Origin of the sequence: Nocardia pseudovaccinii NBRC 100343, from assembly GCF_001613225.1 — a bacterium.
Lineage (GTDB): Bacteria > Actinomycetota > Actinomycetes > Mycobacteriales > Mycobacteriaceae > Nocardia > Nocardia pseudovaccinii.
The window spans coordinates 54,735-77,206 of sequence record NZ_BDBY01000110.1 but is presented as its reverse complement, the minus strand read 5'-3'; the positions used below and the strand labels follow the sequence as shown (position 1 = coordinate 77,206).

13 protein-coding genes and 1 pseudogene are annotated in these 22,472 nt (G+C 66.5%); 1 reads left to right on the top strand and 13 read right to left on the bottom strand.

Annotation, left to right across the window (positions count from 1 at the left end; all coding sequences use genetic code 11):
- Positions 1 to 617: 617 nt before the first annotated feature.
- The 4 genes and pseudogenes from NP3_RS13200 to NP3_RS13185 all read right to left on the bottom strand — a co-directional run bounded on the left by NP3_RS13200 (position 618) and on the right by NP3_RS13185 (position 4,020).
- Positions 618 to 1,430: an SDR family NAD(P)-dependent oxidoreductase gene (locus NP3_RS13200; protein ID WP_063041096.1), complete on the bottom strand. Its 813-nt coding sequence runs from the start codon at positions 1,428 to 1,430 to the stop codon at positions 618 to 620.
- A gap of 202 nt (positions 1,431 to 1,632) precedes the next feature.
- A pseudogene (locus NP3_RS51455) lies at positions 1,633 to 1,790 on the bottom strand (nitroreductase/quinone reductase family protein); the annotation flags it as partial.
- 90 nt (positions 1,791 to 1,880) lie between these two features.
- Positions 1,881 to 3,263 carry an MFS transporter gene (locus NP3_RS13190; RefSeq protein WP_218024849.1) on the bottom strand — a complete coding sequence of 461 codons (1,383 nt, stop codon included), beginning with the start codon at positions 3,261 to 3,263 and terminating at the stop codon, positions 1,881 to 1,883.
- A 61-nt stretch (positions 3,264 to 3,324) separates the two neighbouring features.
- Complete coding sequence (locus NP3_RS13185; RefSeq protein ID WP_063041090.1) at positions 3,325 to 4,020, bottom strand: SGNH/GDSL hydrolase family protein; 696 nt, start codon at positions 4,018 to 4,020, stop codon at positions 3,325 to 3,327.
- Between the two features lie 63 nt (positions 4,021 to 4,083).
- Here NP3_RS13185 and NP3_RS13180 point away from each other — a divergent pair, with 63 nt between their 5' ends.
- A complete protein-coding gene (locus NP3_RS13180) occupies positions 4,084 to 4,377 on the top strand; it encodes an alpha/beta hydrolase (RefSeq protein ID WP_063041088.1) in 294 nt (97 codons plus the stop codon).
- Between the two features lie 201 nt (positions 4,378 to 4,578).
- Here NP3_RS13180 and NP3_RS13175 read toward each other — a convergent pair whose 3' ends face one another.
- The 9 genes from NP3_RS13175 to NP3_RS13135 form a co-directional block, all read right to left on the bottom strand.
- Positions 4,579 to 6,141 carry a PfaD family polyunsaturated fatty acid/polyketide biosynthesis protein gene (locus tag NP3_RS13175; protein WP_063041086.1) on the bottom strand — a complete coding sequence of 521 codons (1,563 nt, stop codon included), beginning with the start codon at positions 6,139 to 6,141 and terminating at the stop codon, positions 4,579 to 4,581.
- Positions 6,138 to 8,327, bottom strand: a complete 2,190-nt coding sequence (locus NP3_RS13170; RefSeq protein ID WP_245720911.1) for a beta-hydroxydecanoyl-ACP dehydratase — start codon at positions 8,325 to 8,327, stop codon at positions 6,138 to 6,140. The genes NP3_RS13175 and NP3_RS13170 overlap by 4 nt, the downstream gene beginning before the upstream one ends.
- Positions 8,324 to 14,731 carry a type I polyketide synthase gene (locus tag NP3_RS13165; protein WP_063041084.1) on the bottom strand — a complete coding sequence of 2,136 codons (6,408 nt, stop codon included), beginning with the start codon at positions 14,729 to 14,731 and terminating at the stop codon, positions 8,324 to 8,326. Before NP3_RS13165 ends, NP3_RS13170 begins: the two co-directional genes overlap by 4 nt.
- A gap of 28 nt (positions 14,732 to 14,759) precedes the next feature.
- Positions 14,760 to 15,365: an SGNH/GDSL hydrolase family protein gene (locus NP3_RS13160; RefSeq protein WP_063041082.1), complete on the bottom strand. Its 606-nt coding sequence runs from the start codon at positions 15,363 to 15,365 to the stop codon at positions 14,760 to 14,762.
- A 73-nt stretch (positions 15,366 to 15,438) separates the two neighbouring features.
- Positions 15,439 to 16,689: an NAD(P)/FAD-dependent oxidoreductase gene (locus NP3_RS13155; RefSeq protein WP_063041080.1), complete on the bottom strand. Its 1,251-nt coding sequence runs from the start codon at positions 16,687 to 16,689 to the stop codon at positions 15,439 to 15,441.
- Between the two features lie 49 nt (positions 16,690 to 16,738).
- Positions 16,739 to 18,406 (bottom strand): AMP-dependent synthetase/ligase, encoded by a 1,668-nt coding sequence (locus tag NP3_RS13150; protein WP_084508536.1) that lies wholly within the window; start codon positions 18,404 to 18,406, stop codon positions 16,739 to 16,741.
- A 97-nt stretch (positions 18,407 to 18,503) separates the two neighbouring features.
- On the bottom strand, positions 18,504 to 19,436 hold the full coding sequence (locus NP3_RS13145) for a LysR family transcriptional regulator (RefSeq protein WP_063041076.1): 933 nt from the start codon (positions 19,434 to 19,436) through the stop codon (positions 18,504 to 18,506).
- 319 nt (positions 19,437 to 19,755) lie between these two features.
- Complete coding sequence (locus NP3_RS13140; RefSeq protein ID WP_063041074.1) at positions 19,756 to 21,018, bottom strand: cytochrome P450; 1,263 nt, start codon at positions 21,016 to 21,018, stop codon at positions 19,756 to 19,758.
- Between the two features lie 91 nt (positions 21,019 to 21,109).
- The gene (locus tag NP3_RS13135) at positions 21,110 to 22,462 is read right to left on the bottom strand and encodes an FAD-dependent oxidoreductase (protein WP_063041072.1); all 1,353 of its coding nucleotides are present in this window, start codon (positions 22,460 to 22,462) and stop codon (positions 21,110 to 21,112) included.
- Positions 22,463 to 22,472 lie beyond the last annotated feature (10 nt).

Genomic DNA, 22,472 nt, shown 5'->3' with positions numbered 1-22,472 from the left:
TTTCAAATAGTGAAGTCTTCTCTGGAATCGACATCAACCCCCACTCGTGTCAGCCGCCCGATGGTCGGACTCGACCACCCTCCCTGGCGTCGTTCAGCTTGTCAACAGCCACTGACCGCACACTATACGAAAGCCTCGACCGGGCCACAACTTTCGCGCGGATCCCACGGATGCGTTCACAGACGACGCAATTGCGCACGCTGACCAGGCATCCCGGGGCTCGACACCTTTAAGGCCGTGTGATGTAACGCCATTCGGCTGCTCTCCTGTGGTTCTTACGTTTACTGCGTCCGAAATTCTTTGGCGGGCTGCGATGTGTCGAATGGCTCTCGACAGTCGTCACGGTTCCGGAGATCGTCGGCACGTTCCTGGAACTGGAAACTCAGGTAGAGACCGAGGACGACCTCGCCAGCGCACTCTCTGATCTCCGTACAGTCCTCGCCGCGCTCGGCGTCTCGCCTGATCAGCTCACTACCGAGCTGTACACCGAAGCCGTAACATTCGGAAAGGCTGATCGGCGGCCCTCCGTGACATCCGGTTGGTGCGGCGACTGCACAAACGAGAAGGTCACCAGAGATTCCTCCGGCAACCGGTCGGTCAGTCGTGCAAACCGGAACTCAGTCGACGAGTGCGCCGCCGGACAGATTGGCGATTGCTCCCGTCATGGCTCCAGCTCGATCGGAAGCCAAAAATGCGGCCGTCTCTGCTATTTCGGACAGCGTGGGCAGCCTTTTCAGCAGCGTCCCCTGCGCCATCGCCCCGCCTTCGAGCAATTCCTGGACCGATTGCCCGGCCGCCGCCGCGATCTGCCCGAAGAGGTCTTTAGTGTAGGAACCCGCTGCTGGCGCATCGACGACAGCGTGTGGACGGATGCCGATGACCCGGATGTTGTTGGGCGCCAGCTCCGCGGCCAGGTTCCGTGTGAAGGCCTCCTTGCCTGCCGCGCTCACGCTGTGCCCCAAGATGCCGCCGACAGCCAGTTTGGAACCCGGCTCCGACAAGGTCAGGATCACGCCGGGACGCTCGCGACCCATGTGCCGTGCCACAGCCTTGCTCGTGATGAACAGCGTCCGCAGAAAGCCGTCGATCGGCCGCATGAACTCCTCCAGCGAGAGGTCCGCCAGCAAAGTCCCCTGGTCGTGCATGACACTCACGGCATTGAGGGCGATGTCGATATTGCCTGCCGTCGCCGCGACCGCATCGGCGTGCTTTTCGACCGCCTGTTGATCGAAAACGTCGACTTGTGCGGTCTCGACTGTTCCGCCCGCAGCGGCGATATCGAGCGCCACGGCATCGAGTTTCGCCTGTGTCCGCCCGGCGATGAAGACCCGCGCGGCTTCCCGGGCGAATACCCGCGCGATTGCACCGCCGATCGCGCCCCCGCCGCCATAGATCACAGCGCTCTTATCCTCGAGCAGCAATCCACTCATATCCGATCAGACTCCGTTCCATCACGTGCGACGCTGACATCGGTCGAGGAGGTCGCCGGACGAACTCCGCTCCAGACCCCCAATAAGCAACCATTGGTTGCGCATTACTCTGCCACTAACACCGGGAACGCGCAACCTTTTGTTGCACAATAGTGGCGAGGTACATTGCGGGCGCTGTGATGTTCGACTGGAACCGGGAGGCGGCACGCGGGTCGGCACGCAGATTGTGCACACATGCCGGATCCTTGGCTGCGCCGAGGTAAGAGCCGACGATCAACATTCGCCCGTCGACGGTCAGATACGCCAACGGCGACAGCCGGGGCTCGCCCGACCGGCACCCGTCGCGTGCAGCAGCAGAACCCTGGCGGTAGGTGCGAGCCCTGGGACGTCGGTTCAGACTCGCCGACGGCCCAGGTCTGCGCCACAGTTCACGACTGGTGATCCTCGCACTCAGGCTCGAGGCGCCGTCCGCTTCGGTAGCAGGAAGACGACAATGCCTGCTATCACGGCGATTACGAACGTTCCGAAGGACGCGACGGCAAAGGCGTGGCCTGCGGCGGCGACGCCGCCGACTTCCGCGGGATGGAACGAGCTGAAGTAGACGGCTCCGATAACGGCGACGCCAAGCGCTCCACCACATTGCTGGGCTGTGGAGAGCGCCCCGGACGCGACGCCGACCGACTCCGGCTTGACGCGGCTCAGCACCGTGTTGAGCGCCGGGGTGATAACAAGTCCGCCGCCGACGCTTTGCAGAATGAGGGTGGGGATCACGAGGAGCGGGGTGATTCGCGGGCCGGACACCAGCAAGAGGCCGGTCGCCAGGTAACCGCTCGCCAAGATGATCGCCCCGACCTCGAGGACACGTCGTCCATATTTCGGGATGATCCGACTCGCTACCATGCTGAACACGAAGAATGCGGTGGCTGCTGGCGTGTAGACCAGGCCCGCGCCGAGCGCCGACATATCGAGCCCTTGCTGCATCGTTACCGACAGGACCAGGTAATACGAGTAGATCAGCGCATACAGGGCGAGGACCAGAATGATCCCGAGCGAGAACGAGCGCTGGCCGAACAGCGTAAGCGGTACCAGCGGATCCTCGCCCCGCCGTTCGAGGCCCCGCTCGATAGCGACGAACAAACCGAACGCGACCGCGCTGCCCGCGAAGCAAGCCCAGACCCACCATGGCCAGCCTGCCTGCTGGCCCTGGATCAGCGGAAGCACCAACAGGAAGAGTGCCGCGCTGAGCGCCAGAACGCCGGGCATGTCCAGCTTGCGGGTGGCGGCCGAGCTTGTCTGCGGCACGTATCGCACGGCGAGCAGGAACATGACGATTCCGATCGGCACGTTCACCCAGAACACCAGGCGCCAGCCGGAGTCGAACAGATCGGCGCCGATCAGCAGTCCGCCGATGACCTGTCCGCCGATGGTGGCCATACCCATGACGATGCCGACTACGCCGTATACGCTGTGCCGCTTCGCCTCCGGCACCAGCACCGTGACGTACGCGAACACCTGGGGAACCATCAGGGCGGCTCCTAGGCCCTGGATGACACGCGCGGCGATAAGGCTGCCCGCGTTCGGTGACAGCGCGCAAGCGACTGACGACAGCGTGAACAGGGCCACCCCGAGAAGGAAAATCCGCTTGCGGCCGTACATGTCGGCCAGGCGAGTAGCGGTAATGATGAAGACCGCGTAACTCAGCTGATAACCCGCCAGCACCCACTGGACATCGCCAGCGGAGGCATGCAGGTCCGCCACGATCGAGGGGTCGGCGACCACGACGATGAACGAGTCGAGGACCGCCATGAACATGGCGGACAAGACAATCGACATCGTCATCCATGGAATGCCGTGGGCCTTCGCGGCCACTACCGGCTGGCCGACTGCTTGCTGACTATTTGCCACGGTAAGAGACCTCTTCACTCGTGCGTCCCAGGGAATTGGCCAACTGCTTGACCACCTCGGCCGCCATGACAGCCTGACCCGAGGTCGAGAAGTGGATACGATCCGCACTGAGCAGGTTGTCGCGGTCGTTGACCGGGTGATCCCACATGTCCACGACGATGGCGTCGTATTCGAAAGCCAGCCCGCGCACGATCTCGTTGACCGCGGCAATCCGCTGCGGCCAGTCAGGGAAGACCGGGACGACGTACGCCCTGCCGAGCGTGAAAGTGGTCAGCAGGGCGCCGGTCCCCTTCGCCAGGTCGTACATCTGCCGAAGCGTTCGCTCTATCGCACCGAAGTCCGGTTTCCGCCGCACGATGTCGTTGGCCCCGCATGGCAGGTGGAGCAGGTCCGGGGAGAACTCGAGCATCCGGGACGCCTGGCTCTCCAGCGTCTGGACGGTTGTCGCCCCGATCTCGGAGACGTTGAGGTAGTCCAGCTCCGGTCGGACCGACCGCAATACACCAGCAACCCGGTCTGACCAGCCTTGATCCTTGTAGCCCGGGGTGGGATCGCCGGTTCCGGCCGAAAGGCTGTCTCCGACAACGGCATACCTGCCCCACGGGGCCTCGGTCAGTAATGCCACGGCATCCGCCTGGTCCAGGCAGAACGGGTCGGTCGCCTCGGTGAAGGTTTGTTGCTCCATGCAAGCAGAGCATACGGTCGATCGTATGTTTTTCTCAAGCGCCTTCACCGGCCGGGTCCCAACGTGGTGATCGGGTGGAACCGGTCCAAGACACCGATCCTCACGGTCAACACCGTTTTCGACCCCGCCACCCCGTATCGAGCCGCCCAGGCCACGACCGCCCAACTCGGCAACGCTCGACTGCTCACCGTCGCCGGATACGGGCACACCACCCTGAACAACCCGAGCAGTTGCGCGAATACCCACGAAAGCAACTACGTCGTCCGAGGCGTGCTACCCACACCCCACACAGTCTGTCAGCAGGACACCCCACCGTTCACCCAGCCCGTATCCGACCAATCCGCCCCGCCGAGCTGAAATCGGACTGGGGCCGAGCATTCGGCCGCCTGTGCGGCAGGGCGACATCTGCGCGAGGCCGCACGCCGCTTGGCTGCGGGCGGCCCCACGGACCTCCTCCCCCGGGTCGCACCGCATCTGCATCCGACTCGAAATGCAACGCGACCGTGGTGATCCCGAATCCGACGCAGGATCGCGCAAACGGCGATCGTGTTGCGCTCCTCAGCGCTGCTGGATGGGGCGCGGTACGAAGCGAGCGCATTCGGCGGGTAGCCGTACGCCTGCGGTGCGGAGTTGGGCGATTCGGGTGAGGTAGGCGGCGCCCAGCATCATTTGGTCGGCGATGTCGGCTGCGTGGCGGTTGTTGAGGGCGGCGAGGTAGGTTCCGGCGACCCAATTGTTGAAGCCGCCCATGGCGGGGCCGCACCAGATCTGATAGTCGGCGGTGCGGTCGGCTTCGCCGCGGATGCTCCAGCCGGAGGACAACCCGAGGTACCACCGAAATACCAAGGCCATCTTGCGTTTTGGATCTTCGTCCGCGCCGACCAACTGGCCGGGGTCGCGTTCGGTGAAGTAGGTGACGCAGTCCTGCCAGACCGTTTCCAGTGGCCGCCGGAACAGGGTCGCCTCGAGATCGCCGCGCAGATCGGCGGGGATGTCGTCCAATCCGGTGTAGGCGCGGTAGGTGTCGTACAAGCGCTGGGCGCGCGCGGCGAACATGGTGCCTCGGCGCAGGACCTGGACCTGTACGCCGAGTTCGAACATGTCGGAGGACGGCGACATGGTGCAGTCGGCGAAATCCGCTTGGGCCAGTAGCTGTTTGGTCGTTTCGCACTGGGCCGCCTCACGGGTGGCCTGGTTGATCGATCCGGTCACCACATAGGCGGCACCCAGTGCGAAGGCGGCGGCCGCGGCGGCGGGTGTGCCGATACCGCCTGCGGCACCGATCCGTACCGCTGCCGCCGCGGGCACGGTGGTGGCGATCCGATCGCGCGCGGCGACCAGTTCCGGGAACAGCACGAGCAGTGGCCTGCGGTCGGTGTGGCCGCCGGAATCGGCTTCCGCGGTGATGTCGTCGGCCATCGGCACATGCTCGGCCAGGCGAGCCTGTTCCGGTGTCAGATCACCGGATTCGACCAGTCGGCGCAGCAAAGCGATAGGCGCCGGTCGCAGGAAGGGTTCGGCGACCTCCACGCGGGACACCTTGGCAATCAGGCGATTGCGCACCTCGATCTGGCCGTGCCGGTCGATGCCGAGGCCCGCCGCCCGGTATCGCACGACCTCGGTGGTCAGGCCCATGAATGCCGAGGCCTCGACACAGCGCACGCCGTGGCGCAGGCAGGAATCGACGATCGCGCGTTCCAGCGCCGGTTCGGACGGACTGTGAATCAGGTTGCAGGCGAATGGCTTTCCCAGCGAACTGAGTTCGGCCAGCGCCGCGTCCACGGCCGGGGGCGTCACCCCGGCCGCACCATACGACGCCAGGTAGCCCGCGCGCGCCATCGCCGCAACCAGGGCCGGAGCGGCGATGCCATTGGCCATCGCACCTGCCGCATAGGCCGCGCGCACGCCGTGCGTCGCGTGGAACTGTTTGTCCCCGAGCGACTCCGGCGGCAGCGGCGCGACCGCGGTGAGCACCTGTGACCGTGCCGCGACCGCGGCATCCGAGGTCGCGCCCACCCGGCCGTCGTGCCGCACGATCCAGCACGGCTGCCGTACGTCGAGCAGTACGGCCGTGATGTCGTCGGCGGTTTCCGCGACGACGGTGGTTGACGATGCGGTCACGGCCGCTCCTCTCGCTCACCGAGTTCGATTGCCAGGTCGACCAGTTCGTAGATGCGCAGACCCGGCTTCCACAGCGAACCGTCCGCGATGACGGTGACACCGTTTGCGCCCCTGCGGATTTCCTTGATGTGAGCGTCCAGCCGCACCGTTCCGTCGGTCGGCAGGAATTGGCCGCGGTAGCGCCAGCTGAAGGCGATATCGGCGGGGATCCGGAAGACCGGATCGCCGATGGTGTCGGCGAATCCGGCATCGAGCATCCACTCCTGGATGGCGTGGATGACCGATTCCACTCCGAGTGATCCCGGGATCACCGGGTCCAAGTGGAAGTGGCGGGCGAAATACCAATCCGACGGGTCGATTTCGCGCAGTGAATGCAGATATCCCGCACCGTACTTTCCGCCGCCGTCGACTACATCGATCCGGTCGATCAGTGCCAGGGTGCGGCGGGCACACAGCCGGGCATTCGGATCCGCTCGGCGAGCGGCGACATCGATGGTGCGAGTGGCTTGCGGATGCTCGTCCAGCCAGGTCGGGACGGACCGCCCGGCGTCGAGGCCGGTCTGATTCGCCAGGGCTTCGTCGCTGAAGTACCCGAACATGGTTTCGCCGGTGTAGAAGGGTTCACCGTCCACGCTCAGCGTGTAGTCGAAATTCTGCAGTGACGAGCCGGGCAGGATCGTCGTCGACAGCAGGCGCGAGGTCTGCTCGATGGTCTTGTCCCGCAGATCTATCCGGCGCAGGACGGTGGCGGTGCCGCCGAGGTTGCGCAGGCTCAGGGTGACACCGGGTTGGGTGAGGGTGGGACCGGCGTAGTAGCCCATCAGCAGTGCCGCCTGCAGCGAGGTCTCCATGTACACGAAATGCGGCATGGATTCGTTGGCGGTATCGCCGTAGTACCAGGAATCGGCGGGTGAATCGTATTCGGTGCGGTACGTCGCGCCATCCAATTTGCCACGGGCACCGTCGAATTCGATGACACGATCGACCAGGAGCAGCCCACCCGTCGGTAGGCGGGTCGCCCGGACGCCGGTGTATTCGGCGAATTCGGGTCCCATGGCGATGGCTTGATCGCCGCGGGCGAGGTGGGTCATGTGGAATTCGTTGAGCAATAGGCCAGGTACGGCGGCACCTGGGCCGACGCCCGCGCCCGCCGGTTCGGCCACCGTCACGGTGACTTGCAGCGGAGCGGAACCCGCGATGGTCGCGGTGCCGGTGACATGCGGTCGGGGCACCAGGTCGATTTCGGTGACTACGAATTCGACTGTGCTGGTTTTGCTTTCGGTGGTGCCCTGCTCGCTCACCAGCGTGCTCCGCGAGAGGCACAGCTGCATGCCGGTGAACAGTGCGAATACCTCCGCAGCCTGTACTGCGGCCGCTCGGGTATCGCCGTCGAAATGCGCGACCAAGCGTCCGTCGCCGGTGCCGCCGCGCAATTCGATGGCCACGACCTCGGTGAGCACCAAGGGGCCCGCCGCCGCGAGTCGCGCCACGGATTCGACGCCTGCGCGCCGATATCCGAATACGCCGACGGCATCGCCCTCGGTGAGGCGTGCCAGCGCTGCTCGATCGAGGCTGGTGCGGGTGGTGCGGACCGGCGGCTTGAACGTCCACTCCGGTGCTGCGGTGACGCGTGCGCTCGGAATGGACTGGCCGCTGTGGCCCTGGTCCACCGCCGCGACCTGGGGGTGCACCGTGCGCTGCCAGATCGCCCGTTGCAGCGCGACCTGGGCGGTCAGCGCCGCACGGTGGGCGGCGACAACGCCCGAGCGGATCTCGGTGAGCGGGCCAGGGGTTTGCGTACGTGCCTGCGCCGCGGCCGTCGAGATTGTGACTTCCTGTACCACAGGCAGTTCATGCCCCCTTGGCGCTTCATGGCCCGCAGACGTTTGGTGCGCGGCCAGGCGTTGATGCGCGGCCGGGCCTTCGTCCACCGCCCTGCTTCGGTGTACAGCCAGGCTTTCGCGGACCGCCGAATTATCGTGGACCGCCGAGCTTTGGCGGACCGCAGAGCTTTCACGGACCGCGGAACTCTCGTGCACCGCCCAGCTCTCGCGGACCGCCGGACTTTCGCGGACCGCAGAACCCTCGTGCACCGCAGAACTCTCCTGCATCGCAGCCGACACGCCCCGGACGGCAGCACCGCCGACCGGATCGAACGGCACTCCGTCGAACTCGATAACTGTCATGCCAGCCACCCCCGCACCGAAGCCTGGAATTTCGCGGTCAGATCCGGTGTCGTCACCACGGTGACATCCGAGAAGCGTTGCAGCACTGTCCCATCCGATGTTGTCGCGGTGGCGTCGATCCGGACATCGAAGCTGCCGGGCCGCGGGTTGTCCACCGTCAGTAGGAACGGCTCGTCGGTCGGCAGCTGCCGGTAGTAGTCCACGCGGCCGACACCCAGTGGCAGACAGGCCGCCCCGAGGAGTCGGTAGCCGAGTACCGGTGGGCCCTGCAGGATCAGGTCGGCGAGGACCGGGTCGTGCAGGCGACCGGCGTAGGCGCGGTCGGCCACTCGCGCGGCGGGCAAGGCGCAATCGAACACGATCGCCTCGTCCGAGGCCGCCAGTACCGTACGCAAGCCCTGCAGGGCGGGCGCGTGGAACTGGATGGCATCGCGGTAGATATTCGCGTCGCTGACCGATCCGGTCGGGATCGTCTTGGTCGGCGGCTGATCGGCTCCGGCAGCCAGCAGCAGCGTCGCCCGGAAGTGCAGCGCTTCGTCACTGCGGACAGTCGCCTCGACCAGCGCTATGCCATCGACCGACTCGCCGGGGACTAGCTCGAGTTCGAGCTCAGCCACCGGATGATCGAACACGATTCCCTTGAGGACCTGGAAATCCCTGGCACCGACGACCATACGGCCGGGCAAGCTGCGCTCGGCCAGATTCACCATCGCACCGATGCCGAATGTCGCTGGAAGCACGATATGTTCGCCGATTCGGTGCGCCTGGATAATCGGATCGTCGGTGATCCCGGTGATGATCCGCCGGGCCCGCACCGCGGGCGGATCGACTGTCGTATCGCCCGTGAGACTTTCGGCTGGACCGATCAGTACTACCGCGTCGTCGTGTCGGTCCGCGGTGAACTGTTCGGTGAAGGCCGCCGCACCGGTCTCGGGGTCGAGCAGGGCGATGCCACGAGCGTGGAAATGCTCGCGCAGTTCGGGCGTCACCATGCCACCGTCCCAGGCACCCCAGTCGATCGCGGTGACGTGGCAGTCGGGATGGCGGCGCCGATAGCTCACCGCGAATCGCGACAGTGCCTCGTTCGCGGCGGCGTAGTCGGCCTGACCCGCGTTACCGAACAGTCCGGCCACCGAGGTGAACAGCACCAGATGCCCTAGTTCGCCGAGTGCGGCCAGCACGGTGGCCAGCCCGGAGAGCTTGGGATCCAGTACCCGCTCGATGGATTCGGCCGTTTTGTCGGTGAGCATGGAGTCCGCCAGCACACCTGCCCCGTGCACGACGCCGGTTATGGTGTCGCGCCACGGTGCGAGTGCGGTGCGCACCGCCGCTTCGTCGGTTGCGTCGACGGCCAGATACTCTGCCCGCGAACCCAATTCGGTCAGCGTTTCGCTGATTTCGCGGCTGGCCCGTACCTGGGCGCATGCACGCTCGATATCGCGTGGCTTTGCTCCGGTACCAGCGAGTGCGCGCACTGCGGCGGCCTTGAGCTCGGTATCGGAAACGCCTGCGGCCCAGTCCGGTTCAGGTACCAGTTCAGAGCGACCGAGGAGCACGAAGCGCGCCTCGCTCCGCCGCGCCAGCGCCCGGACGCACGTGGCGGTGACGCCACGCGCACCGCCCGTGACGAGCAGAACATCCTGTGCCGTAAGCACACTCGGCCCCTGCTCGTGACGCACGATGCTGACCGAACGGGCAGGCGCGTGTGCACTGGGCACCAGTGTCCTGCGCTGCTCCGCCGCATCGATGCCGACCTCGAGCGTGTCACGCGCGGCATCGTGCAACTCCGCGGTGACCAGCTCGGCCAGTCGCACCGGTGTGATTTCCGGGTCGAAATCGAGTGCCCGGCAGAACAGCGCGGGCTGTTCGGCCGCAAGGGTTTTCACGACACCGCCGACACCGCCGAGCAAGGCGGTGATCGGACCCGCCGTGCCGAGGAAGCCGAGGTGACCGTCGAGCCGGGTCACCGTGACGAACGCGGCCCGGCCGTCGGTCTTCGCCAGGCGCGGCACCGCATGACCGGCGGTCAGCACGGCTGCGCCGAGCCACCGCTGCGCGGCCTCCCAATCGGCGAACTCACAGCTCAGCAGCGCGAGGCAGACATCGACGGAATCGAGATCCGACAGGCCTGCCGAATCCGTCCGATGCACCGACCAGCCTTGCTCGGTGAGCACGGATTCGATGGCGGCGCAGTCGGCATCCGCCTGACCGGTGAGGTCGATCAATGCGACCGCACCGCCCTCGTGATATGGGGCAGCAGCATGGTCCGGCGACGGCAGGGTGATCAGTTCGACGGCATACCGCGGCGTTTCGGCCGCGGCCTCAGCTTTTGGGTGGACATCACCACCCACCGACGCGAGCTCGTCGACGATCTGATCCACCGTGCGTAGCGTGCCAAGCTGCTCCGGACCGAGACTGGGTAAGTCCGGAAACCGTTCCTGGAGTGCGCCGATCACCTGGACTCGCTTGATCGAGTCGACGCCGAGGTCGGCCTCGAGATCCATCGACGGATCCACCATCTCCACCGGATACCCGGTCTTCTCGGCCACGACCTCGCGCAATGCGATCCGCAGGTCGTCACCCGTGGGTGCTGCCGCCGAGCTGGTTCCGGCACCAGCCGTGGGTGCCGCCGCGGCAGCGGTTCCGGCAACCGCAGGTGCAGTCGCCCCAGCAGAAGCAGCGGCAGGCGCACCCGGCCCCTCCGAGGCCGCCGCGCCCGCGCCCAGCAAACTCGCGATCTGATCGAGCGTGCGCAGCGTCCCCAACTGCTCCGGCCCGAGGTTCGGCAGCTGCGGGAACAGCTCCTGCAGCGCACCGATCACCTGCACCCGCTTGATCGAGTCCACACCGAGATCGGCCTCGAGATCCATCGACGGATCCACCATCTCCACCGGATACCCGGTCTTCTCGGCGACGACCTCCCGCAACGCGCTCAGCAGTGCGTCGGTGGATGCCTGAGAGCTGGATGCCGCGGACTCCACGCCACCGTTGGCCTGGAACTCGGGAGCAGCGGCAACGACACCGTTGACCTGGGAAGCGGCGGAAGTGCCACCGTTGAACTCCGGAGTGACCGGTCCACCATTGGTGGAGATCCCCGAACGCGTCGCATCGGTTTCGGCAGCACCAGAGGTACCGACGCCCCCGGAAGCCAACGGCCGACGCTCAGGCGCCGACTCGATCGCCGTCTGCCGAGTGGACTCCACCCGCCGCGGCACGGCCGTCCGCGCAACAGGCGCGAATCCACCCTCCAGCTCCGCCAGCTGCGCGAGCACTTCACTTGCCCGCGAATGACTTTCACTGATCGCCACACCGTGATCCTTCACGGCTTCGATCGCCCGCACGGTAGCCTCGTCGATCGATCCGTTGCCGAGCGCCCCGGCCAGGTTGCGGGCCATATCCAGCTGCCCGTCGAGGAACTGACGGTGGGTCTGTAGGTGCTGCACGAGCGCACTATCGAGTGCGTCCGAGCCCGAATCGTAGGGCTGGTACACAGTCGTCTCCGTTGGTTCGGCGAAAGTTGCTGCCACGGGCAGCGTTTCAGGCTGAGGATCGACGACGGTGTCGACAGGAGTTGGTGCGGCGACACTGACGCGATAGCCGTCGTCGAGTGCGGCCGCATACGCCGCGCGCCGAGTCTCGGGCACATATTCGGGCGCCGAGATCGTCACGGTCATCGCACGATTCGAGGTGCGCGATGCGGGCAAAGGCGCGGCGTGCCGATTGATGCCGTGCAGGCCGAAGCCGAGCACGGCCAGCCGCACCGCCGCCCGTCCCAGCGCGAGATCGCTATTGCCGATGGGACCGGAATCGGTGGGGATGGCGATGACATCGTCGCCGAGGGTGCGCCGCACCAATGAGGTCAGCACCTGCTTCGGCCCGAATTCCACAAATACCGTGCAGCCGTCCGCACGCATCGCGGTCAGCGCGGCGACGAATTCGACCGGCTTACTGAGCTGTCCGGTGAGCAGCGCGCGATTGGCCGCGACATCATCGCCATAGCGGGCGTCGGGGGTATTCGCATACACCGGCGCGTCGGGCGCACCGATCGTCACCGCAGCGGTCGCGTCGGCGAAGGCGTCCACCGCGTGCGCCACATAGGGCGTGTGGAACGCACCGGACACCGGCAGTGCCCGAGTGGCCACCCCACGCGCACCGGCCCGCTCGACCACGGCGGCGATCCCCTCCGGCCCGCCGCCGACTACGACCTGATCGGGCGCATTGTGGTTGCAGATCCACACATCGTCGACACCGTCGAGCAGTTCCTCGGCGATCTCCCTCGACGCGCCGAGCGCCACCATGGTCCCGGCCTCGACACCGGCTTCCGGCGTCATCGCCGCACCGCGCGCCCTGGCCAGGGCGAAGAAGTCCTCGGTGCCGACCGCACCGGAGGCCCACAGCGCGGTCAGTTCACCGAAGCTGTGCCCCAGATATCCGTTCGCACGGAACCCGCACTCCGCCAGCGCCCTGAACTGCCCTGACGACAGCGCGCCGATCGCGGGTTGTGCGAATTCGGTTCGGCGCAAGGACTTTTCCTGCTCCGACGATGTCTCTTCGTCGAAGGCGGGCGGCGGGAACACCACCGAAGACAGCCGCACCGGCGCGCCGGTGAATGCGATATTGGCCGCATCGAAGGCCGCGCCGACCGCCGGATTGCTCAGTGCCGCATCCGCTCCCATATCGACGTACTGACTGCCCTGCCCGGCGAACAGCGCACCGATCTTGCGCTCCGGCAATGCCGCCGCCCGGAAGTAGACGCCCTCCGGGTGATCCCAGGCCACCTCCTCGGGATTGCGCACCAGTTCGTCCACCGCGAGCGCCCGCAGGTGCGCGGCATTCTCATCGTCGACCGAGACGAATCCGATGCGCGCGTGGTCCTCCGGAATAGCGCCGCCGTCGACGCCATCCACGCTGCGGACCGCATCCACCAGCCCGGCCACATCGGGCGCATGCCACAGATGCGCCTGCGCGGTGCGATGCAGGACGGGCTCGGTGCGACCGGAGTCGGCCTCCTCCAACACGACGTGGAAGTTGGTGCCGCCGAACCCGAATGCCGAGGCCGCGGCCCGGCGCACCGGACGCTGCGGATCCAGGATCCACGGCCGCGTCCGGGTATTCACATAGTAGGGCGCGTCATCCGGCGCGATCTCCGCATTGGGAGCGTCCACATTGATGGTGCCCGGCAACACCTTCTGGTGCAGTGCGAGCGCCAGTTTCATGACCGAGGCGGTGCCCGCGGCACCCTTGGTGTGCCCGATCTGCGACTTCACACTGCCCAGCGCCGCGAAGCGAGGCTCCGAAGTCGCGTCGGACAGCAGCGATTTCAGCGCGGTGAGCTCGGTCTTGTCGCCGACCGGCGTACCGGTCGCATGCGCCTCGATGAGCGCGACATCCGCCGGTGAGCAATCGGCGTCGGCATAGGCCCGATCGAGGGCGACCCGCTGCCCGCCCGCCCGCGGCGCGTAGATGCTCTTCGCCCGGCCGTCACTGGAGGAACCCAGGCCGCGGATGACGGCGTAGATCCGATTGCCATCACGGCGCGCGTCTTCCAGCCGCCGCAGGGCGAGCATGGTGATGCCCTCACCGAGCAGCGTGCCGTTCGCATCGGAGGAGAACGGGCTGATCTGCCCGTTCGCGGACAGCGCCCCCACCTTGCTGAAGCACATGTAGATGAAGATGGTGTTCTCGGTATCCACACCGCCGGTGATCATCATGTCGGCCCGGCCGTCCTGCAGTTCGGCGATGGCCGTCCGCAGTGCGGCAAGCGATGCCGCACACGCCGCATCGACAGTGCAGTTGATACCGCCGAGGCCGAGTCGATTGGCGACCCGGCCCGCGGTGATATTGGCCAGCAGGCCCGGGAACGAATTCGCTTCCCACGGCGCGAAAGCCGCGACGAACTTGTCGGCGATCGCATCGGCGTCGGTATCGGAGAGTCCGACCGAGCGCGCCGCCTCCTTCAACACCGGTGTCGAAAGTCGTGCCGCCAACGGATGCATCAGCGGCACGGGACCGGTGGTGCCGAGCACGACGCCGGTCTTGCCCGGGTCGTACCAGGCGGAATCGACCGCGCCCGCATCGATCAGCAGGTCGCGCGCCACACCGAGGCTGAGCGTCTGCATGGTGCTGGTGACCTCGAGCTGATTGGGCGGCAGCCCGAATTCCAGCGGGTCGAAGTCGATATCGGGCAGGAACGCGCCGCGACGCGAGTAGGTCTTGTCAGGCGCGTCCTGATCGGCGTCGAAGTAATCGTCGAGGCTCCAGCGCGATGCGGGCACCTCGGTGGTGCAGTCCACACCGTCGACGATGTTCTGCCAATACTCTCGGTGGTTGTGCGCGTTGGGCAGCAGCCCGGACATCCCGACAATAGCGATCGGGTTGCGCGCCAGGCGTCTGTCGTCTGTCACGAAAGTTCCTCTCGAACCGGGTGGAAAATCAGGCGGCGACGGTGGTCGCGGTACGCGACGCGATGAGTTCGGCCGCACCCGCGGCGAACATGTGATGACCGAGCGAGCTCGGGTGCAGACCATCGGCGGTCCACACCTCGGGCCGCTCCCACTCGGACTGGGCGGCGATATCCAGCAGCAGCGTGCCGGTTTCGGCGGTGACCGCGGCCAGCACCATATTCGCGAAGTCGAACCGCTCCCGCAGCAACGCACGGAACCCGTCCGGCACCGGCAGACGGGCCGGAATGTCCGGATAGCTTGCCGTGAAAACCGTTGCGCCAGTGCTGCGTAACGTACCGAAGAGGGTTCCGAGGTTGCGTTCGAACCGGTCCGGGTCGAAGTCGCTGACCAGATCGTTCACGCCGACGACGACACCGAAGAGGCCCGAACGCGCCGAAACGGCGCGGCGCAGTTGCTGTTCGAGCACAATGCTGGTCGTGGCCCCGTGCACACCGAAGTTGCGCACGGCAGCGGGTCGCAGGCCGAGCTGGCCGCCCAATCGGGGCACCCAGCCGCGGTAGCCGCCACCGGCCGCGGCGTCACCGCGACCCTCGACGAAGCTGTCCCCCAACGCGGTTAGGCCGGGGCCGCTCACGACTGCACCTCGCTGGCGCTCGGTTCCGTCGTGCGCGATGCGCGCTGTAACATGGTTCGCTCGCTGCGCTCGCTCACGCCGACACCCCGTCATTGGTGACATGCCGAGCGTCGACCGGGAAGTCGACCTTCTCGTACAGCTCGGTGAGCTCCTGTTCGCCGAAGTACTTGTCCGGCGAGTAGATTCCGGCGATCAGTCCGAAGAACTTCTTCGAGTAGTCCTCGTCATAGCTGGTAGCGCGGAACACCGAGTCGTAGTACGGCGTCAGCGACAGCTCCGAAATGCTCTGTGTCAGTTCGTAAGTGCTCGCGCTCTGCGCATCGCGCTCCACCTGGTACTCGGCCAGTGCCTCGTCGAGCGGCCGGGCGCCGGACAGGCCCGCGTCGACCAGATCGGCCAGCAGCTGGGCGTACTTGAAGGCGTCGGTAATGCCCCAGCCGGTGAACGGATCCTTGTGGTAACCGGCGTCTCCCACCAGCGCCCAACCGGGGCCGTAGGAACGGCGACGGTAGTTGTCCGGGTAGAGCATGGGCCGGAACTGCTCGACGCGCTTACCCGTATCCCGCAGGCGCGCACCGATTTCCGGGTCGATCTGGTCGACGATCTCCTGCACACCGGCATCCGGATCGGTGCGGAAGTCGCGGAACCGGTCGCGCTTGCGCATCACCGCGACCAGCGCGAGTCCGTCATTGGTCGGCCACGACGCGAACTGCTGCTCACCGAATCCGGTGCGGTGCTGCATACCCCAGTCGACGCCCTCGTAGTAGGAGTAGTAGACGAAGCAGGCCGCCGGGGAGCCCTCGTACACCTCGGTGCCGACCGCCTTCGCCACGGTCGAATTCGATCCGTCGGCACCGATCACCAGACCGGCACGGAACTCCTGTTCCGCACCGTCGCGGATGCGCCCGCGAATGCCGACCACCCGATCCTCGTCGAACACCAGCTCGGTGACGGAGAATCCATGGATCACCTCGACGCCCGCGTTGCCCGCCGCGTCGACCAGGATCTTGTCCAGCACGGTGCGGCGCGGGCAGTACACGGCGTCGATGCCGTCGGCCGCGACATCGGCGAAGCCCTTGATGACGATGTCGGTGTAGGAGAAGTTCAGGTGCCGGATGGGCGGGCAGCCGGAGGCCACCACCTCGTCCAGCAGACCCCACGACTTCAGCATGCCGAGTCCGGCCTGGTGAATGTAGTGGGTCGAGGGGGTGTCGCTCGGGAAGGTGGCGCGGTCCACGGCGAGGACCCGGTAACCCTTCCTGGCGAGCAGCATGGCCAGCGGGGAACCCGCAACCCGAGTTCCGACAACGATGACGTCGTACATGTTCGCATCACTTTCCGGTAGTCGAATTCGATTTCGAGATCGGCCGCGCTTATCGCGCGGGTTGGCGTGCCGGGTAGAGGTAGTCGATATCGGCGGAGTAGGCCGCCGCGATCGCGGCTCGGCGCAGTTTCCGCGAGGAGGTCAGCAATCCGTCGTCAACGGTGAAGTCGCCGTCCACAATTCGGAATGCGCGGATCGATTCCGCACGGGAGACAAGGGAATTCGCGTCGTCGACTGCGGACTGCACGGCGGCTTCGAGATCACCGTCGGGATGGTCGCCGCGCCAGCGCTGCACCTGCACCGGATCCAGCGTCACCAGCGCCGTGACGTAGTCGAGGCCGTCACCGACCACCATGCAGTTGCTCACCAGCGGATGCAGCCGCACCCGGTCCTCCAGCGGCGCGGGCGCGACATTCTTGCCGCCGGAGGTCACCAGGATCTCCTTCTTGCGCCCGGTGATCCGCAGATAGCCGTCGGCGTCGAGTTCACCGATATCGCCGGTGTGCAGCCAACCTTCGTCGTCCACGACGGCCTGGTCCGCCGCCGCACCCCAGTAGCCCGGCGAGACGTGCGGACCACCGACCAGCACCTCGCCGTCGGCTTCCGCGATAGCGACCGAAGTGCCCGGAATCGGTCGCCCGACGGTGCCGAGCCGATTGGTTTCCGGGGCACTGACCGTCACGGCGGTCGCCGCCTCGGTGAGCCCGTAGCAGTTCAGCAGCACCACACCGAATCCGGCGTAGAACCCGATCGTCGACTCGTCGAGCGAGGCGCCGCCGGAGATGACCGAGCGCAGCTGCCCACCGAGCGCGGCCGCCACCGGATGGTCGGACGGGTCCGGTGTCGCGTGGTCACGCAACACTGCCAGGCCGCGCGCCACCGCCTCCTGCTCCTCGGTGCCGGACAGCATCGTTCGGCAGTACTTGCGAATCTTCTCCAGGCCGTAGGGAATCAGGGCCAGGAAAGTGGGCCGCAGCGTCGGCAGCACCGGAACCAGGTCCGGGATGCCGGGCAGCAGATGGGTGCGGCTGCCGCCGAACAGGCAGGCGAACAGGATGGTCTGGCCGAAGACGTGCGACAGCGGCAGCGCGAGCACGGTCGTGCCGTCGAACAGCTCGCCGGTCTGGCGCACGGTATTGGCCGAGGATACGAACATATTGCGGTGCGTGATCAGGCATCCCTTGGAGACGCCGGTGGTGCCGCTGGTATAGACGATCATGGCCAGGTCATCGGCGTGCACCGCGGCGATGCGGGCACCGAGATCAGCGTCGATCTCGGTGGCCGACCACTGCGCGATCAGCGCGAAGGTCCAGACCTCGCCCGCACCCGCGGCCCGCAGGCGCGCTCCATCGGACTCGTCTTCGGCGACGAAATAGGCACTGCCGCTATCGCGCAGGATGTGCTCGATCTGCGCCGCCGAGGAGGTCGGATACACCGGCACGACCACCGCGCCGAGGGCGAGCAGTGCGCAGTCCAGCAGCGCCCACTCCAGGCTCGTGCGGCCGAGGATCGCGACCCGATCCCCGGCCTGCACGCCACGCCCGGCCAGCACCGAGGCCAGCGCCCGAGCGCGCCGGTCCACTTCGGCGCAGGTGAGTTGGGTCCCGTCCGCGCCGCACAGCGAATGCCGTTGCGGATGTGCCGCGGCCGCACCGGAAATCACCGAGTACAAACTCGCGTCGTCCGGGAGGTCGATTCCGTTCTCGGTCACTGACACTGTATTCACAATGTCGAATTCTGGTCGGCGGCAACGAATTACGTCCCCGCCTATACAGAGGTTCCTACCGCGCGAATGTCATGGCCTATCGAAGGCCTCAAGCCGATAGCGCGCGGGCAATATCTATACGTGCCGGTTCGGGGGAATCGATGCAATCCAGGAAAAACGAAACCGCCGGATTCGTCTCATCCGTACGCCACACCGCGTACAAATCCAATGTCGGCACCGGATCGAACAGTTTGACCGCCACCGAGCTACTGCCCGGCGCACCCATACCCATCGAGATCGCGCGCGGGAGCGAGGCGAATCCGACGAACGGACGCACCGAGACCATATGCGCGGTCGCACCGGGATCATCCGCGGTGTGCGCGACCGCCAAGCTGATCCTGGTGTCCGCGGCCGCGCGGAAGATGGAGTCGTACATAGCCGGACACTGCTCGCGGGCGAACAGTACACACTCCTGCCCGGCCAGTTCGGCGAAGGGCACACCGGGCCGGTCGGCCCAGCGGTGTCTGCGCCCGACCACCGCGACCAGCGGAACCCGGTGCAGCAATCGGCGATACGAGAAGTCCGAGGTGCTCGGGTGGCCGTAGACCAGCGCCACGTCGAGCGAGCCGTCGGCCAGCGCCGCCAGCTGCGGGCCGGTGCGCTTCTCCCACAGCGACACCACGATATCGGGATGTCGCTCGGTCATTCCGGTGAGCGCCTCCGGCAGCACATGTCTGCTGGCCGGAAGGTTGTAACCGATATTGAGGGTGCCCGCGCGCCCCTCGGCGGTCGCCTTGGCGACCTGGGCGGCCCGGTCCATCTGGGCCACGATGATGCGGGCTTGACTCTCGAATTCTCGGCCCGCCGGGGTCAGCTTGACCTCGTGGGAGTTACGTGCGACCAGTTGCACGCCGAGTGATTTCTCCAGCTTCTGCAGCTGGGCACTGAGACTGGGCTGCGTGAGATGCAGGCGCTGCGCTGCGCGGCCGAAATGCAGCTCTTCGGCAATAGTGATGAATGAAACCAGATGTCGGAACTCCATGCCGCAGGCTCCTTATTCCGCGTACCCGAAACGTTAGCGGAGCCAGGTAACCGAGGATGAACCGCGGTCGGACGGTTTTCGCCGAGACCATTGCGGCCGGGTGAACTGACCCTTATACGTTTCGCATATGTGCTATCGCGGAGCCGCGACTATCCAGCATGGCCGAAACCACGGCCCCAGGCAATAGCGAATAGCTCACGACTGCGCCTCGCTGGCGCTCGGCTTCGTCGTGCGCAATGCGCGCTGTGTTGATGGTTCACTCGCTGACGCTCGCTCACCTTCAGACCCGGTGCGCTATCACACCGGGTCCGAGCACAACTCACTTGGCGGTGAACCTCGTCGGCAGAGCTTCCAGGCCGCGGATGACCACATTCGGCTTATAGGGCGGTTCGTCGGAAAGCGGCTCGATATCACGCACTTTCCGCAACAGCACGTCGAGCAGCACCTCCATCTCCAGCAGTGCCAGGGGTGCGCCGAGGCAGTAGTGGATGCCGAGACTGAAGCCGAGGTGCTTCTTGGCCGGATTCATCGGATCGGAATACCTGGCGACATCGACTCGGTCCGGGTCGGCGAAGACGGCATCGTCGCGGTTGGCCGAATTGATCAGCACCACAACCCCTTCGCCGGTTTCGAACTCATGGCCTGCGACGGTGATCGGCCGGGTGGCGGCGCGGGTGGTGATCTGCACCGACGGCTCCAGCCGCAGCAGTTCGTCGGGTGCGGATGCGGTCAGCTCGGGACGTGCGCGCAGGGCCGCGATTTCGCCCGGATTGCGCATCAGCTGCAGCATGCCGGTGCCGATCAGATTGGCGGTGGTCTCGTGCCCGGCGACGAAGGTGGTGATGCAGGTGGCCAGCAGTTCCTGTTCGGTGAGCACATCGCCGCGGTCCTCGACCTGCGACAGCACGCTCAGCAGGTCGTCCTTCGGATCGTGGCGCCGTTCGTTCAGCAACTCACGGAAGTAACCCATGAAGCCGCGCGAACCGGCGCTGCGGGCCTTCAGCGCCTCCTCGGGCAGCGTGTAGTCGTGATCGAACCCGCGCGCCAGGTCCTGGGACCACTGGTGCACCTGCTCATAGGCCTCCGGCGGCACGCCGATCAACTCGCAGGCGATGACCAGCGGGAGCGGGTAGGCGATCATCTCGACGAGATCGAATTCGCCTGCGGCCAAAGCATTGTCGACGAGCTCCTCGGTGAGCTGCTCGATGCGCGGGCGCAGCCGGGTCACCATGCGCGGGGTGAAGCCCTTGGTCACCAGATTGCGCAGCCGGGTGTGGTCCGGCGGCTCCATCCAGAGAAACGAAGTGGGCAGTTCCTCGGGCGCATCATCCGGTGACACGGTGGGATGCATCATCGCGGCCTCTTCCGCATGACTCCACGCGGTGGTCGACAGCACGGCAGTGCAGTCCTCGTAGCGGGTCAGCAGGTGGTGGCCGAGCGGGGTCTGATGCAGCGGGCCCGCTTCGCGCAGGACCCGTGCGGGTGTGTAAGGGTCGGGCCTGCCTTCCGGCCCGAATAAGTGGGCGATGGCGGTCTGGATGGCGGAATCCTGATCCGCCACCGCCGTATTCGCTTGCGACATGTCGGGGTGGTCCCTTCTGTGCGGTGCACCGCCGAACTGGCGGTGCGGCCGGTCGGAATGTGGCGGTGCGGGGCGCGACATTGCGGACCCGTCACCTCGTCGGTTCGATGAGGATCGGTGTGCGTTCGGCTACTGCGGCCGGTTTTGTGTTGCCGCGCAGCATGATTCGGCCCGCGATCAACGGGTGCAGGAGGGCCGCGGGTGGCTCGACGAGGTTGGCGACCCGCAGAAAGGTGCGCGCGACCTGCGGGTCGACATGTGCGGCACGATGCGCTCGGGCGACATAGGCATTGGTGAGGCGCGTGCGCGCCGTACGCGGGCCGATGACGCCCGGATGGCCGAGGTCGGCACCCGCCGCGAGCTGCCACGCGACATCGACCACTTTGCCCGCGGCGGAGTAGAACCGGGCGGGTAGCCCGGCCTCGGATCCGGCGCGCAGACAGTCACGCAGGACCAGGGCCTGCTGTGCGGCGACGGCCATACCCTGCGCGTACAGCGGATTGAAGCTGCACAGCGCGTCGCCGAGCACCAGAAAGCCTTGCGGCACAGTGGAAAGCCGCTCGAATCGGCGCCGCACCGGTGCGCGGAACCGGTGCGGCACCAACTCGTCGAGCGGTTCGGAGGTGGTGATGAGTTCGTGGATATCGGGTGCGGCGATGGTGGCGGCGAATTCGGCGAAGCCGTCCGGATCGGTCGGCGGATGGTCGCCGAGCATGCCTGCCAGCGTGATGTGCCAGCGGTCGCCCTCGACCCGAATCGCGCCACCACCACGGCCGTTCCGGCCGGTGGAGATGATCACCGAGGATTGGCCGCCCAATTGTCCGGGCCGCCAGCGGAAGAATCCGGAAGCGTAGCCGAGATCGACCTCGAGGCGTTCCTCCAGTGGGATCCGCGCGCCGAGGGCCGCCAGCCACACGCTCGCCCGGGAGCCACGGCCGGTCGCGTCGACGATGAGGTCGGTGGCGTGCGCCTCCGCACCGTAGCCGCCGGAGACCGATACCGCACGCACCCGCGCCGCATCGCCGATCAGGCCGCGCGCCATCCCCTCGCACAGGCGCACGCCGGGTGTGGCGAGCGTGCGCTGCCGTAGTACCTCTTCCAGTAGCGGCCTGGTCGCGATTACCGAAGTGAGTCCGGTCGGAGTCGGCGCGGCCCGCAATCCGCCTATGTACCAACGGGTTCCGACCAAAGCCTCCGCAGTGGTCGCGCCCCGGTCGGCCATTTCGCTGGTGAAACCCGGATACAGCTGTTCGATGATGGTCCGGCCGCGATCCAGCAACCCGTGCAGGTGCCGTGCCTGTGGCACACCGCGTCGCATGGCGGTGCCAGCCACCATGTCGCGATCGAATATGGTGACCCGGGCATAGTGCTCGGAGAGCACCCGGGCGGCTAGCAATCCGGCGATGCCCGCGCCGAGCACCACCGCGTGCCGCCGCTCGTTCATGCCTTCGCCT

Coding starts and splice junctions, on each gene's coding strand:
- NP3_RS13200 (WP_063041096.1), bottom strand. CDS start 1,430: ATGAGTGGATTGCTGCTCGAGGATAAGAGCGCTGTGATCTATGGCGGC.
- NP3_RS13190 (WP_218024849.1), bottom strand. CDS start 3,263: ATGTCGATTGTCTTGTCCGCCATGTTCATGGCGGTCCTCGACTCGTTC.
- NP3_RS13185 (WP_063041090.1), bottom strand. CDS start 4,020: ATGGAGCAACAAACCTTCACCGAGGCGACCGACCCGTTCTGCCTGGAC.
- NP3_RS13170 (WP_245720911.1), bottom strand. CDS start 8,327: ATGACAGTTATCGAGTTCGACGGAGTGCCGTTCGATCCGGTCGGCGGT.
- NP3_RS13155 (WP_063041080.1), bottom strand. CDS start 16,689: ATGTACGACGTCATCGTTGTCGGAACTCGGGTTGCGGGTTCCCCGCTG.
- NP3_RS13145 (WP_063041076.1), bottom strand. CDS start 19,436: ATGGAGTTCCGACATCTGGTTTCATTCATCACTATTGCCGAAGAGCTG.
- NP3_RS13140 (WP_063041074.1), bottom strand. CDS start 21,018: ATGTCGCAAGCGAATACGGCGGTGGCGGATCAGGATTCCGCCATCCAG.
- NP3_RS13135 (WP_063041072.1), bottom strand. CDS start 22,462: ATGAACGAGCGGCGGCACGCGGTGGTGCTCGGCGCGGGCATCGCCGGA.